General features: G+C 72.2%; 7 protein-coding genes and 1 tRNA gene. 2 read left to right on the top strand and 6 right to left on the bottom strand.

The genetic code is table 11. From position 1 onward, the window contains the following. Positions 1-366: 366 nt before the first annotated feature. Entirely contained in the window at positions 367-1,260 is an 894-nt protein-coding gene (locus ACFWXC_RS29505) for a glycosyltransferase family 2 protein (protein ID WP_384483323.1), read from the bottom strand. Positions 1,261-1,646: 386 nt separating this feature from the next. Between ACFWXC_RS29505 and ACFWXC_RS29500 the strand changes: the two genes are divergently transcribed. Together ACFWXC_RS29500 and ACFWXC_RS29495 are read left to right on the top strand one after the other, a co-directional pair. Continuing rightward, positions 1,647-4,169: a hypothetical protein gene (locus ACFWXC_RS29500; RefSeq protein ID WP_384483322.1), complete on the top strand. Its 2,523-nt coding sequence runs from the start codon at positions 1,647-1,649 to the stop codon at positions 4,167-4,169. A gap of 128 nt (positions 4,170-4,297) precedes the next feature. Further along, positions 4,298-5,257, top strand: a complete 960-nt coding sequence (locus ACFWXC_RS29495; RefSeq protein WP_384483321.1) for a D-2-hydroxyacid dehydrogenase family protein — start codon at positions 4,298-4,300, stop codon at positions 5,255-5,257. Between the two features lie 119 nt (positions 5,258-5,376). Here ACFWXC_RS29495 and ACFWXC_RS29490 read toward each other — a convergent pair. From ACFWXC_RS29490 to topA, 5 genes are all read right to left on the bottom strand, one after another. Then, positions 5,377-5,450, bottom strand: a tRNA-Thr gene (locus ACFWXC_RS29490). 107 nt (positions 5,451-5,557) lie between these two features. Then, on the bottom strand, positions 5,558-7,189 hold the full coding sequence (locus ACFWXC_RS29485) for an alpha/beta hydrolase (protein WP_384483320.1): 1,632 nt from the start codon (positions 7,187-7,189) through the stop codon (positions 5,558-5,560). Positions 7,190-7,295: 106 nt separating this feature from the next. Further along, positions 7,296-8,501 carry a DNA polymerase III subunit delta' gene (locus ACFWXC_RS29480; RefSeq protein ID WP_384483319.1) on the bottom strand — a complete coding sequence of 402 codons (1,206 nt, stop codon included), beginning with the start codon at positions 8,499-8,501 and terminating at the stop codon, positions 7,296-7,298. A gap of 229 nt (positions 8,502-8,730) precedes the next feature. Then, positions 8,731-12,015, bottom strand: coding sequence for a dTMP kinase (gene tmk / locus ACFWXC_RS29475; protein ID WP_384483318.1), 3,285 nt, complete (start codon positions 12,013-12,015; stop codon positions 8,731-8,733). Positions 12,016-12,228: 213 nt separating this feature from the next. Next, positions 12,229-15,051 carry a type I DNA topoisomerase gene (topA, locus tag ACFWXC_RS29470; RefSeq protein ID WP_384483317.1) on the bottom strand — a complete coding sequence of 941 codons (2,823 nt, stop codon included), beginning with the start codon at positions 15,049-15,051 and terminating at the stop codon, positions 12,229-12,231. Positions 15,052-15,075: the final 24 nt, after the last annotated feature.

The following is a 15,075-nucleotide window of genomic DNA, read 5'->3' as shown; positions in this document are numbered from 1 at the left end:
CACGGCGGGGATGCCCGCCGGTACCCGGCTCCTGGCGGAATCCGATCCCGTCGAGAACGAATTCGCGCCACCTTCTCCGTGCCGTCGGGGCCGGAATCCGCAGGGTTTCCGGCCTGTTCCCGGAGTCCTACGACGCCTTCACGCCAACCGGTCGGCGACCTCCGGAGGAACCGCTGGCCATATGTTAGCGATCCGTTGGCGAACCCTGATGTGATCTTCGCATCGGACCGGGCCCGACGGCGCGCGTGTACAACGCGCAACTCGGGGGAGTGTCGCCGCAGGCCTGGCTCCGGGGACGCGAGAGGGTCCCGGTCGGCGGAGGTGAACGACCGGGACTCTCGTCCCGTTTCCAGCAGGCCGCCGGAGTCAGATGACGGGCGGCCGGCCGAGCCGGGTGAGCCGCCAGACCGTGCGCCAGCGCATCGGCCGACGCTCACCGGCAGGCTCGCGCATCCCCTCCACGAAGCCCCCGAACCAGGCCCGCAGCCCACCCGTCGAACGGGTGCGCAGGAGGGTGATCATCGTCCACACGGCCATGTGCACCGGGATCAGCGGCAGGGGCAGCCGGCGGCGGGTCAGCCAGACCCGGTTGCGGGCGGTCACCCGGAAGTAGACGGCATGCCGGGCCGGCGAGGTCCGGGGGTGCTGGAGGAGCAGCTCGGGCGCGTAGAGGATCTTCCAGCCGGCGTCGGCGGCCCGCCAGGCCAGGTCGGTCTCCTCGTGCGCGAAGAAGAACTCGGCGGGCCAGTCGCCGGTCTCCGTGAGCATGGCCATGCGCAGGGCGTGCCCGCCGCCGAGGAACCCGGTGACGTAACCCCCGCGCAGCGGGTCGGCGTTGCCGACGCGTGGCACGTGCCGCCGCTGGGTCTCGCCCTGTTCGTCCGCGATGCGGAAGCCGACGATGCCGAGGCGGGGGTCGGCGGCGAACAGATCCCGGACCTGCCGGAACACCTCGACGTCGACGAGCACCCCGTCGTCGTCCAGTTCGACGACGACGTCCACGTCGCCGTACTCGCGCAGCCGGGCCAGGGCGATGTTGCGGCCGCCGGGGCAGCCGAGGTTGTCCTCGACGTCGAGGGTGGTGACCTCGCCGGGCAGGTCGAGGCGGCGGGCGAACTCGGGGAGCCGGCAGCCGTTGCCGACGATCACGATGCGGTCGGGGGCGAGGTCCTGCTTGGCGACGGACCTGAGCAGGGCGTCGACTTCGTCGGGCCGGTTCCCCATGGTCACCACGGCAACCGCGAGCCTCGGCTGCACCATGCCCTCACCCCATCCGGCTGACGGCGGTGCCCACGCCTGACCGAGGGGCACTCACCGTTCACCAGGATGTTGCCTCAGATACCCCAAAGCTCCGGGCATGGGCCCACTTTGTGTCGGCTTTGACAATGATTTGATCGACTATTTTCGCCGACCATAGGTTCCCGTCCACGATCACCCGTTCCAGAGCTCCTTGTTCGATTCGCCTGCCGGAACCGGGGGATTCGCGCTCCCCACCGGGAATGGGACATGACGACGGAACATGACGACGTCACGCAAGGCGTGACATCACAGGACTTGACTCCATGCCGGCACGGAGCATGACGGCACGTCAGCGCAGGACATGGACGACAGGACACGAACGACAGGACACGAACGGGGGACGGACCGTGCGAAGACATCTGCGTCGGTTACGCGGACGGTGGTCCAGAGCGCCGAAACCGGCAAGACTGTCACTGATATCGATCCCCTGCGCGGCCCTCCTCGCCGCCGAGCCGGAACGCTGGCTGGCCACCGCGGTCGCACTGCTCAGCCTGGCGTACACGGCCTACGCGGTCCTGGCACCGCGGAGCGGCCCCACCCCCGGAGCCGCCGGACTGGACGAGATCCTGGCCCACGAGCGCAGGGACACCCTGAACCTGATCTGGGTCCAGGAGGCCGTCCGCCGCGGCCTGGACTCCGGAGTACTGCTCCCCCTCCCGCTGTCCGCCCGGACCGGCCCGTCCGGACAGCACCACCGGGTGGTCGTCGACCCCCTCGACGGACCCGCGCCGACCGGTCTGCCGCGGGCGGCGGCCGGACAGTACGGCGCGGACCTCGGCTCGTACTACGCCTCTCTCATCAGACCGGACGGCGCCCTGTTCCGGGCGGTCGTCTCCGGCGGACCGGGCGCGGGAAAGACGACCCTGGCGCTGCTGATCACGCGCAGCGCGCTGAACGGCCCGACGGGGCCGGTTCCGCTGCTGCTCAGCCTCGCCTCCTGGGACGCCCGGCACGAGTCGTTCGAACGGTGGCTGGAGGGCGCGGCGCTCGGGCAACTGCGTTCGCTGGCCCGCTCGGCCGAGTGGAGCGACGGACGGCTCGCCCAGCGCCTGCTGAACAGTCCCGACGTATGGCTCATCCTCGACGGCGCCGACGAGATCCCACGGGAGGCGTGGGACGACGCCATCGCCCAGCTCCGGGATCTCTCCGCCGAACGCCAGCTGCTGGTGCTCGCCCGTCCGGCCTTCGCCGACCTGCTGGCGGAGGGACTGGCGCTGCGCCGCCTCAGACGCTTCGACCTGCTGCCGCCCGAACCCGCCCGGGTCCGCCGCTACCTGACCCAGCTGGCGGCCGACTCGGCCACTCTCCCCCGCTGGGAGCCGCTGATCCAGGAACTCGAACAGGGATCCGACACGACCGTACGACTCCTCACCGTGCCCCTCTACCTGGACATGGCCTGGCGGCTGTACGGCGGCCGGACCACGCTGGTGGGCGACCCGCTGCCGGCCACACCGGGCGCACTGGCGGCGCTGGCCCGGCAGGAGCCCGGCCAGGTACGCACCGCCCTGATGGACGGCTTCATCGCCGTCGCCTTCCACCGGCGCCGGACGCCCTCCGGGGCGGACTCGCACAACCGGAGCCTGCCGGGCGCGCGGCGGGCCGCCTACCGTGCCGCCTGGCTGGCCGACCGGATGGGCCACGGCCGGCCGGGCACCCCCGGTGTGCTCGCCTGGTGGGGGATCACCGCGTGGACACCCCACTGGGTCCTGGTGGGCGCCTGCGCGCCGGTGCTCGTCCTCGGCTATCTGCTCGGGCTGAACATGCCGGTGGGCTTCACGCGCGGACTGACGATCGGCTTCACGACCGTACTGACCATGGGCATGCTGCGCGACAGCGAACCCCGCCCGTCCGGGTGGCCGCGGGCCGAGTTGCTGACCGGCGCCGTTGGGGCGGCGGGGGTGGCGGCCGCCGGCACCGTCCTGATCGACCTGCGCGGCGGGGTGATCGACGCGCTCGAACTGGGCTGCGCCTTCACGGCCGTACTCCTGCTGCAGCCGTATCTGACCGGCAGGTCCCGCCGCATCGCGGTCGGCGCGCTGCTCGCCGTACCGGTCGCCGGGACCGTCGTGGTGGCGGCGCTGCTGCTGGCCGGCTGGCAGCTGCCCAAGGGCGGCGGCTGGTTCCAGGCGTACGGTTCGATGCTGATCGGCACCGGCCTGGGCACCCTCACCTGCCGGTGGCTGTCCGAACCGGCCGCCGCTCCCGAGGCCAGCCGGGTTGCCCTGACCAACCGTCCGCAGCTCGAACAGCTCTGGCTCTGCCTGGTCCGGGGCATCGTCCCGGCGGTGGGCATCGGAAGTCTGGCCGGGCTGTTCCTCACCCTCCAGTTCGGCTGGAGCTACGGCACCACACTGATCGTCGTCTTCGGCCTCTGCCTCGGCGTGCCGATCGGGATCCTCGCCGGACTGCTGCTCTGGTACAACCAGCACCGGCCGGACGGCGACTCCGCGACGGCCCGCGGTTCACTCACCAACGATCGCCGGGTCCTGGTGGGCTGCGTCCTCGGCGCCACCCTCCTGGAGACGGCCGGCGCCGCCGCGGTGGTCTACGGCTTCGGCGACCGGCTCCTGAACCGCGACGGCCAGACCGTCCTGGTCCTCCACCTCCACCACGGCGTCCTCTTCGGCCTGGCCATCGGCTGGATCCTGGCCTCCTGCTACACCGCCTCCATCCCGGTGACGGTCTGCCACACCTGGCACGCCCTGCACGGCCGCCTCCCCTGGCGCATCGGAACCTACCTGGACGCCCTCCACACCCGGGACGTCCTCATCCAACTGGGCCGCACCTACCAGTTCCGCCACGCGGCCCTCGGCAACCGCCTGGCCCAACGCCTCCCGGAACTCAGGAACTCCGCACCGACCGACCTCTGACCCGTCCCGGCCTGATGGACGACCCGTTCCGCGGTGCCGTGATCGACCAGGGCAGGATCGTGCTGCCGGGCACCCCGGACCGGGCGCGCGCTCGCGCCCCGACAGTGAGCACACCTGGGAGAACCGACATGCGATTCCGCTGCGCCGTACTCGACGACTTCCAGAACGTGGCGGGCACGTACGCCGACTGGTCGACGCTGGGCGAGCGGGTGGAGGTCGTCTCCTTCACCGGGCACTTCGCCACCGAGGACGAACTCGCCGCGGTCCTCGCCGACTTCGACTTCGTGATCACCCTGCGCGAGCGGGTGCCCTTCCCGGCCTCGCTGCTGAACCGGCTGCCCCGCCTGAAGCTGCTGATCGCCTCCGGTATGCGCAACTCGGTGATCGACTACGCGGCCGCGCAGGCGGGCGGCGTCACGGTGTGCGGCACCCAGAGCTCCTCGACACCGCCGCTCGAACTCACCTGGGCCCTGCTGCTCGGCCTCGCCCGCGGCATCGTCCAGGAGAACAACGCCCTGCGCGACGGCGGCCCCTGGCAGTCCACCGTCGGCGCCGACCTGGACGGCCGCACGCTCGGCCTGCTCGGACTGGGCAAGATCGGCAGCCGGGTGGCCCAGGTCGGGCTGGCCTTCGGCATGAAGGTCACTGCCTGGAGCCTGCACCTCACCAAGGAACGCGCGGACGAGGTCGGCGTCGAACTCGCCTCCTCCAAGGAGGAGTTGCTGGCGAACGGCGACTTCGTCTCCGTCCACCTCGCGCTGGGCGACCGGACCAGGGGCCTGATCGGCGCCCCCGAGCTCGCCCTGCTCAAGCCCACCGCCTATCTGATCAACACCTCGCGGTCCGCGATCGTCGACCAGGACGCCCTGCTCGCCGCGCTGCACGAGGGCCGTATCGCCGGTGGCGGCGTCGACGTCTTCGACGTGGAACCCCTGCCCGGCGACCACCCGATGCGCACCGCGCCGCGACTGCTCGCCACCCCGCATCTCGGCTACGTGTCCCGCGCCAACTACGAGCGCTACTACGGCCAGGCCGTGGAGAACATCCAGGCCTACCTCGACGGCGCCCCGGTCCGCATCCTCGGCTGACGTCCCGTCGCGGGCCCCGGCGGCCGTGCGGCCGCCGCCCGGCCCGCGCCAGGCGTCGCCGTCGCGTCCGCTGAACGAGAAAGCCCAGCTCAGACACCGTCTGAGCTGGGCTTCAAGGGAGCCGCCTTCGGGATTCGAACCCGAGACCTACGCATTACGAGTGCGTTGCTCTGGCCATCTGAGCTAAGGCGGCGCGTCGCCCGCACTATGGTGCGATCAGCGACGTCGGTAAGTCTACACAGTTTCCGAGGGTGCTCGGGACACGCCCCGGCAGCGGGGCTCCCGGGGCGCGGGCAGGGCCTATGAGCAGCGCTTTCCATCCGCCGGAGGGGTGCCCTTGAGGAGGTAGGTGTCGATCGCCGAGTCGATGCAGGCGCTGCCCCGGCCGTATGCGGTGTGGCCGTCGCCGACGTAGGTGAGGAGCCGGGCCGAGGTGAGCTGGCGGGCCAGGGACCGGGCCCAGGGGTACGGCGTCGCCGGGTCCCGGGTGGTGCCGACCACGACGATCGGCGCGGCGCCCTTCGCCTCGATGCGATGCGGCTCCCCCGTGGCCCGCACCGGCCAGTACGTGCAGTTCAGCGAGGCCCAGGCCAGGTTGGCCCCGAACACCGGGGACGCCTTCTCGAACTCGGGCAGCGCCTTCTCGACCTGCTCGGGGCCGGTGAAGGCGGGCGGCAGGTCCAGGCAGTTCACCGCGGCGTTGGCGAACATCAGGTTCGAGTAACGGCCGTCGGGATCGCGCTCGTAGTAGCTGTCGGAGAGGGCGAGCAGGCCCGCGCCGTCGTTCTCCTTCATCGCCGTGTGCAGCGCGTCACGCAGCTGCCCCCATTCCACCTGGTCGTACATCGCCGCGATCACACCGGTCGTGCCGAGGGACTCGGTGAGCTTGCGGCCGTCCGCGTCGCCGGTCGGGAGCGGGTGCGCGTCGAGCTTCCGGAAGAACGTGCTGAGGTTGTCCGCGATCTGCGTCGGCGTGCTTCCCTTCGCGCCCAGCGGACAGTCGGTGCGCTTCGCGCAGTCCTTCGCGAAGGACTGGAACGCGGTCTCGAACCCCGCCGTCTGCTCCAGGTTCAGCTGGCGCGCGGACAGGGAGGGGTCCATCGCGCCGTCCAGGACCATCCGCCCGACCCGCTCCGGGAACAGCCCCGCGTAGGTCGCGCCGAGGAAGGTGCCGTACGACGCACCCACGTAGTTCAGCTTCGGGTCGCCGAGCACCGCGCGCAGGATGTCCATGTCACGCGCCGAGTCGGCGGTGGAGACATGGCGCAGCAGTTCCGCCGAGTGCGTCCCGCACGCCTCCGCGAACTTCTTGTACTCCCCGACCAGTTCGTCCGTCTCCTTCCGGTCGTCGGGCGTCACGTCGGTCTCGGTGTACGTGTCCATCTGCGGTCCGTCGAGGCACTCGACGGGCTCGCTGCGGGCGACTCCACGCGGGTCCATCGCGACGATGTCGTAACGTGCCCGCACCTCGGAGGGGTAGCCGATCCCCGCGTACTGCTGGAGGTAGTCCACCGCCGAGCCGCCCGGCCCACCCGGGTTGACCAGCAGCGAACCGAGCGGCTTCGCCTTGCCGGTGGCCTGCTTCCGGGCCACCGCCAGCCGCACGTCACCCGCGCCGGGCTGGGCGTAGTCGAGCGGGGCCTTCATCGTGGCGCACTGGAAGCCGGGGACGCCGCAGCTGCGCCAGCTGAGCTTCTGGTCGTAGTACGGCGCCAGCGCGGACGGGGTCGAGCGGGGCAGCGCGGCCAGCTGGGCGATGCCGGCCGAGGTCGACGTCGAGGCGCTCTCCGGGGAGGAGCACGCGGAGACGAGCAGGGCGGCGGCCGACAGCAGCGCCGCCGAGGTCAGGGCGCTGGTGCGAGTCCGGGTCCGGGTACGCGTCCGGGAACGGGTATGGATCCGGGTACGGCGGAGGGTTCGCCAGGTGTGCATCAATCGAGCGTAACGCTGAGAGATGATCTACGTGCGGTGCGTGTTGACTGTGGCTCGTACGGGTGACCCCGGTCAACGACGTGAACGCCGGCCCTCGGTAGGACGCTCAGCCCGCTCTCAGTGCCATCGTCATCGCCTCCACCGCCAGCAGCGGCGCCACATTGCGGTCGAGGGCCTCCCGGCAGGCGGCGATCGCCTCGATCCGGCGGAGCGTGGACTCGGGCGAGCCGGCGCGGGCCAGCCGCTCCAGGGCGTCCTCCGCGTCCCCGTTGGCGATCGCGACCCTGGAGCCCAGCTGGAGGGCGAGGACATCGCGGTAGAAGCCTGTGAGGTCGGTGAGGGCGACGTCGAGGCTGTCCCGCTGGGTCCTGGTACGACGGCGCTTCTGCATGTCCTCCAGGTCCTTCATCACACCCGCCGTGCCGCGCGGCAGCCGTCCGCCCTGGGCGGCGCCGAGCGCCGTCTTCAGCTCCTCGGTCTCCTTGCCGTCCACCTCCTCGGCGAGCTGCTTGGCGTCCTCGGCCGCCGCGTCCACCAGCTCCTGGGCGGCCTTCAGGCACGCGCCGATCTCGTCCAGCCGCAGCGGCAGCTTCAGCACGGCGGCACGGCGCGCACGGGCGGCCGGGTCGGTGGCCAGCCGGCGGGCCCGGTCGACATGCCCCTGGGTGGCGCGGGCGACCGCCTCGGCCACCTGGGGCTCGATGCCCTCGCGCCGTACGAGCATGTCGGCGACCGCCGCCACCGAGGGGGTGCTGAGGTTCAGGTGACGGCAGCGGGAGCGGATCGTGGGCAGCACGTCCTCGATCGACGGCGCGCAGAGCAGCCAGACCGTGCGGGGGGCCGGCTCCTCGACGGCCTTGAGGACGGCGTTGGCCGACTTCTCGTTCAGCCGCTCGGCGTCCTCGACGAGGATGATCTGCCAGCGGCCGGTCGCCGGAGACGTGTAGGACTTGCGGACCGTGTCGCGCATGTCCTTGACCAGGATCTCGGAGCCGACGGCGGCGACCGCGGCGACGTCCGCGTGGGTGCCGATCAGTGCGGTGTGGCAGCCGTCGCAGAAGCCGCAGCCGGGGGCTCCGCCGAGAGCGCGGTCGGGGCTCACGCACTGGAGGGCGGCGGCGAAGGCCCGCGCCGTCTGGTTCCGCCCGGCACCGGGCGGGCCCGTGAACAGCCAGGCGTGCGTCATCTTGGACGCCTCCGGCAGCGGCTGGCCGGCCGCGACGGCGGTGACCAGGGCGTCGGCGTCCCGGGCGGCGGCGGTGAGCACCTCGCTCACCCGCTCCTGCCCGACGAGGTCGTCCCATACGGTCATGGGTCACGCCGCCCTTTCGTCCGTCACGCGCGCTGATCTCTGCACCCTGATCCCGAGTCCACCGGTTCCGTGGCCCGGACTCCATTGTGCGGGCGCCCACTGACAACGGGTTCCGCACCGACGGGTCCCGCATCGGCGGGAGGTCCCGCACCTATGGCAACGGGGGCGGCACCGGCCGGCATCCCGACCCGCACCACCCCCGTGACGAGCGTCTCCGGCCCGGGACGGGTCAGCCGCGCCGCCCGCGACCCCTGCGGCCCCGCTCGTCGCCGAACTCCTCGTCCTCGTACGACCCCAGCAGCTCGTCCGCCAGCGACGGCAGGTCGTCCAGCGGGGTCTCCTCGGCCCAGTCGGGCCGGGGGCGCTGCCGCCGGGCCGAGCCGTCGTCGTCGACCTGCGGCAGCTCGCGCGTACGGCCCTCGGACCCGTCGGGGTTCCCGCCGGACCCGCCCGCCCGCTCGTCCCGGAAGAAGCCGGGCGGCATCCGGTCCGCCGGAGCGTCGGCGGGAGCGGTGGCGTCGTCGCGCACGGGAGGCAGCACGGCGGTCTCGTCGGCCGCACCCACCGGAGGCAGCACGGCCGTTTCGTCGGCCGCACCCACCGAAGGCAGCACGGCCGTTTCGTCCGCGGCGCCCGGCGCCACCGGAGGCAGCACCGCCGTCTCGTCGGACGCCCCCGCCGGCGGCTGCGGCAGCTGCGCCGTCACCTCGGACTCGGACTCCCGGGGCGCGGGCTCGCGGTCCGCACGGACCGGACGCAGCACCGTGGTCTCGTCCACCGCGCGCCTCGGCGCGGCCGGCGGCTCGTCGTCCGACCGCACCACCGGAGTCGGCATGGTCGTCGCCTCCGGTGTGACACCGGGCGCCGTCGGCCGGGGCGCGGCCGACTCCCGGGCGGCCACGTCGGCCGCGGCCGCCGCCTCCGCCGCGGCGCGCCGCGCCTGCTCGGCCTTGAGCAGGGCCTCCTCGGCCTTGCGCTGCTTCTCCAGGCGCCGTTCCTCGGCCTCGGCGTGCAGCCGGGCCTCCTCCTCGGCCTGCTGGCGGCGCCGTTCCTCCTCGGCCTGGCGGCGGGCCTCCGTCTCCGCGCGGGCCTTCTCCTCGGCGAGCAGCCGGGCCTGCTCCTCCTCGGCACGCCTGCGGGCCTCCTCGGCGCGCAGCCGGGCCTCCTCCGCCTGCCGTTCGGCCTCGCGGCGCTGCGCCTCCTCCAGCTCGCGGCGCTTGCGCTCCTCCTCCTCGGCGCGCAGCTTGGCGAGCTGCTCCTGGCGCTCCCGCTCCAGGCGCTCCTCCTCGGCCTTGCGCGCGGCCTCTTCCTCGGCCTTGCGGCGGGCCTCCTCCTCGGCGGCCTTGCGGGCCTCCTCGGCGGCCTTGATCTCGGCCTCGGACAGCGGCAGCACGGTGTCGAGCCGGGCCCGGATGACGGTGGTCACCGACTCGGGTTCCTGACCGGCGTCGACGACCAGGTAGCGGCCGGGGTCGGAGGCGGCCAGCGTCAGGAATCCGGCCCGTACGCGCGCGTGGAACTCGGCGGGCTCCGACTCCAGCCGGTCGGGTGCCTCGGTGAACCGCTCGCGGGCGGTCTCCGGGTCCACGTCCAGCAGGACCGTCAGATGCGGGACCAGTCCGTCGGTCGCCCAGCGGTTGATACGGGCGACCTCGGTCGGGGAGAGATCGCGTCCGGCGCCCTGGTAGGCGACGGAGGAGTCGATGTACCGGTCGGAGATGACGACCGCGCCGCGCTCCAGGGCGGGCCGGACGACCGTGTCGACGTGCTCCGCGCGGTCGGCGGCGTACAGCAGCGCCTCCGCGCGGTGCGACAGACCGGCCGACGAGACGTCGAGGAGGATCGAGCGCAGCCGCTTGCCGACCGGGGTGGCGCCCGGCTCGCGGGTGAGGACGACCTCGTGGCCCTTGGCGCGGATCCACTCGGCGAGGGCCTCGGCCTGGGTGGACTTCCCGGCGCCGTCGCCGCCCTCCAGGGCGATGAAGAAACCGTTGGTCGTGGGCACCTGCGCCGGGTCGTCGCCGCCGAGCAAGGCGTCCCGCAGGTCGTGCCGGAGCGGTACGCCCGCGCGGTCGTCGACCTTGGCGAGCACCAGCGCGGCCACCGGCAGCAGCAGCGCGCCGACCAGCATCAGGGTGAACGCGGCACCGCCGTGCGCGAACACGAACTTGCCGTTCTCCAGCCGGTGCGGCCCGATCAGGGCGGCCACCAAGGGCGCGATCACCGCGCCGAGCGCTATGGCGACCCGGACCACCGCGTGCAGATGCTCGGTGGTGCGGGCCTTGCGGTAGTCCTCGGTCTCCTGGTCGAGCAGGGTGTGCCCGGTGTTGGCGGCCACGCCCGCGCCGATGCCGGCCAGCGCGACGATCAGCAGCACGGTGGTGACGTCCGGGACCAGGCCGCCGGCCAGCAGCGCGATGCCGGTGAAGGCGATGGCCAGCGACAGCAGCCGGCGGCGGGAGAGCGTCGGCAGCAGTGCGGGCGCCGTACGGATGCCGATGGCGACCCCGCCGGTCAGCGCGAGCACCAGCAGGCCGTACAGGACCGGGCCGCCGCCCAGGTCCTTGGCGTGCAGCACGGAGACGGCGACCGCCGCGGAGATCGCGCCGGCGACGGCGGCGCAGGCCGTGACGAGCAGCGGGATGACGCCGGTACGGCCCCGGTCGATGCCGGTGCCGGCCTTGGGCCGGCGCAGGCCCTCCAGCGGCGACCGCGCGCGCGGAGTGCGCGTGCCGGGAACCTCCAGGTAGACCAGCACCGAGAGGGAGGCGGCGAACAGCCCCGCCGCCACGTACGACCCGAGGGCCGCCTGGTGCTGGGCGAACCACTCGATGCCCGTGCCCAGCAGGTTGTTGATCAGAGAGGCGACGACGAGCGCGGCGGCCGCGAGCGGGACCGCCAGGAAGGTCGTACGCAGCGACAGGCGGCGCAGTGCGTCCAGGTGGTCCGGCAGCGGTCGTACCGTCGCGCCCTCCGGGGGCGGGGCGGGCAGCAGCGCGGGGGCCGCGCTCTCCCGGCAGACCGTCCAGAAGCGCTCGGCGACGCCGGTGACGAAGGCCGTCACCAGCAGCACCGCCGGGGCGTTCTCCGGTGTCCAGTCGATCCACAGGGGCGCGATGATCAGCAGGGCCGCACGCAGGCCGTCGGCGCCGACCATGGTCCAGCGGCGGTCCAGCGGGCCGTCCTGGGCGGTCAGCGTGGACAGCGGGCCCAGCAGAACCGCGCCGAAGAGCAGGGTGGCCAGAATGCGCACCCCGAAGACGATCGCCACCGCGAACGCCACACCGCGGTAGCCACCGCCGAACGAACCCTGCGCGATCGCCGCTTGGAGCGTGAGCACGACAAGGACAAGGAGCGCCAGCGTGTCGCCGACGCCGCTGACTAGCTGGGCGCTCCACAACCGCCTCAGCTCGGGTCGGCGCAGCAGCGAGCGGACGGCGCGTTCGCGGGAATCCGCTACCAGTGCGTCGTCCGGTTCTGTCTGGGGGGCCGTTGGCTGCTCGGCTGGCGTCATGCTTTCAGCCTATCGGCAGCCAGCGACAGGCTGCCGCGACCGTCCACAGGTACGCACACCCCGACACCAAGTTGATGCCGGGGCGTTCGCATTGCGAAGCCGACGTGAACCAGTGTGACGGTTATGAACCGGTGTGACCGATATGAGCACCTGAGGGTGTCTCAGTCCCCTGGCTCAGCCCTCCGGCTCGATCCTCCGGCCCAGCCCTCCGGCTCAGTCCTCCGCGGCCGCCTTGGCAGCCGTCGCCTTCTTGGCGGCCGTCTTCTTCGCGGCCGTCGTCGTCTTGGCGGCGGTCTTCTTGGCAGCCGTCTTCTTCGCCGGCGCGGCCTTCTTGGCGGTCGCCGCCTTCTTCGCGGGCGCCTTCTTCGCCGTCTTCTTCACGGGCGCCTTGGCCCGCTTCTCGGCGAGCAGCTCGAAACCGCGCTCCGGGGTGATCTCCTCGACGCTGTCGCCGGAGCGCAGGGTCGCGTTGGTCTCCCCGTCGGTGACGTACGGCCCGAAGCGGCCGTCCTTCACCACGACCGGCTTCTCGCTGACCGGGTCCGTGCCCAGCTCCTTCAGCGGCGGCTTGGCGGCGGCCCGGCCCCGCTGCTTGGGCTGGGCGTAGATCGCCAGCGCCTCTTCGAGGGTGATCGTGAAGAGCTGGTCCTCGGAGGTGAGCGAACGCGAGTCCGTGCCCTTCTTCAGGTACGGCCCGTAGCGCCCGTTCTGCGCGGTGATCTCCTGGCCCTCGGCGTCGGCGCCGACCACGCGGGGCAGCGACATCAGCTTGAGGGCGTCCGCGAGGGTGACCGTGTCCAGCGACATCGACTTGAAGAGCGACGCTGTGCGCGGCTTGACCGCGTTCTTGCCGGTCTTCGGGGTGCCCTCGGGGAGCACCTCGGTGACGTAGGGGCCGTACCGGCCGTCGCGGGCGATGATCTGGTGGCCGCTCTCCGGGTCGGCGCCCAGCTCGAAGTCGCCGCTCGGCTTGGCGAGCAGCTCCTCCGCCAGCTCGACGGAGAGCTCGTCGGGCGCCAGGTCCTCCGGCACGTCCGCGCGCTGGTGACCCTCGGAGTCCTTCTCGCCGCGCTCGACGTAGGGGCCGTAGCGGCCGACCCGCAGCACGATGTCGTTGCCCACCGGGAACGACGACACCTCGCGCGCGTCGATCGCGCCCAGGTCGGTCACCAGCTCCTTGAGGCCGCCGAGATGGTCGCCGTCGCCGTTGCCAGCGTCTGCGGCACCGCCGGTGGCCGCACCCTCGCCGAAGTAGAAGCGCCGCAGCCACGGCACCGCCTGGGCCTGGCCGGCGGCGATGCGGTCGAGGTCGTCCTCCATCCTGGCGGTGAAGTCGTAGTCGACCAGCCGGCCGAAGTGCTTCTCCAGCAGGTTGACCACGGCGAAGGACAGGAAGGACGGCACGAGGGCCGTGCCCTTCTTGAAGACATAGCCGCGGTCGAGGATCGTGCCGATGATCGACGCGTACGTCGACGGGCGGCCGATCTCGCGCTCTTCCAGCTCCTTGACCAGCGAGGCCTCGGTGTAGCGGGCCGGGGGCTTGGTGGAGTGCCCGTCGACCGTGATCTCCTCGGCGGAGAGCGCGTCGCCCTCGCCGACCTGGGGCAGCCGGCGCTCGCGGTCGTCCAGCTCGGCGTTCGGGTCGTCGGCGCCCTCGACGTAGGCCTTGAGGAAGCCGTGGAAGGTGATCGTCTTGCCGGAGGCGCTGAACTCGACGTCCCGGCCGTCGGCGGCGGCGCCGGCGATCTTCACGGTGACGCTGTTGCCGGTCGCGTCCTTCATCTGGGAGGCGACGGTCCGCTTCCAGATCAGCTCGTAGAGCCTGAACTGGTCGCCGGTCAGCCCGGTCTCCGCCGGGGTGCGGAAACGATCACCCGAGGGGCGGATCGCCTCGTGCGCCTCCTGGGCGTTCTTGACCTTCGCGGCGTACACACGGGGGGACGAAGGCAGGTAGTCGGCGCCGTACAGCTGCGTGACCTGGGCGCGGGCGGCCGCGATGGCGGTGTCGCTCAGCGTCGTGGAGTCCGTACGCATGTAGGTGATGTAGCCGTTCTCGTACAGCTTCTGGGCCACCTGCATGGTGGCCTTCGCGCCGAAGCCGAGCTTGCGGCTGGCCTCCTGCTGGAGGGTCGTCGTACGGAACGGGGCGTACGGCGAGCGGCGGTACGGCTTGGACTCGACCGAGCGGACCGCGAACCGGGTGTTCTCCAGGGCGGCGGCGAGGGCGCGGGCGTTCGTCTCGTCGAGGTGGAGGGTGTTCGCGGTCTTCAGCTGCCCGAGCGAGTCGAAGTCACGGCCCTGGGCGACGCGCCTGCCGTCGACGGCCTGCAGGCGGGCGACGAGGGACGAGGGGTCGCTCGGGTCACCTGCCCGGCCGGTCGCGAAGGTGCCCGTCAGGTCCCAGTAGTCGGCGGAACGGAACGCGATGCGGTCGCGTTCCCGCTCGACCACGAGCCGGGTCGCGACGGACTGGACACGGCCGGCCGACAGGCGCGGCATGACCTTCTTCCACAGGACCGGCGAGACCTCGTAGCCGTAGAGGCGGTCGAGGATCCGGCGGGTCTCCTGGGCGTCGACCATGCGCTGGTTCAGGTCGCGCGGGTTGGCGACGGCCTCGCGGATCGCGTCCTTGGTGATCTCGTGGAAGACCATCCGCTTGACCGGGACCTTGGGCTTGAGGACCTCCAGGAGGTGCCACGCGATGGCCTCGCCCTCGCGGTCCTCATCGGTGGCGAGGAAGAGTTCGTCGGAGTCCTTCAGCAGGTCCTTGAGCTTCTTGACCTGCGCCCTTTTGTCGGCGTTGACGACATAGATCGGCTCGAAGTCGTGCTCGACGTCCACGCCGAGACGCCGGACCTCGCCGGTGTACTTCTCGGGCACCTCCGCGGCGCCGTTGGGAAGGTCACGGATGTGCCCGACGCTCGCTTCGACGACGTATCCGGGGCCCAGATAGCCCTTGATCGTCTTCGCCTTGGCAGGCGACTCGACGATGACGAGTCGGCGGCCGCCCTGTGCGGTCTCGCTGGTCGGGGACAACTTCGCTCTTCTCTCCGGTCGACG

This window comes from Streptomyces sp. NPDC058683 (genome assembly GCF_042716195.1).
GTDB lineage: Bacteria > Actinomycetota > Actinomycetes > Streptomycetales > Streptomycetaceae > Streptomyces.
Note: the sequence above shows the minus strand (reverse complement) of the source record. Positions and strands in the feature narration are given on the sequence as shown.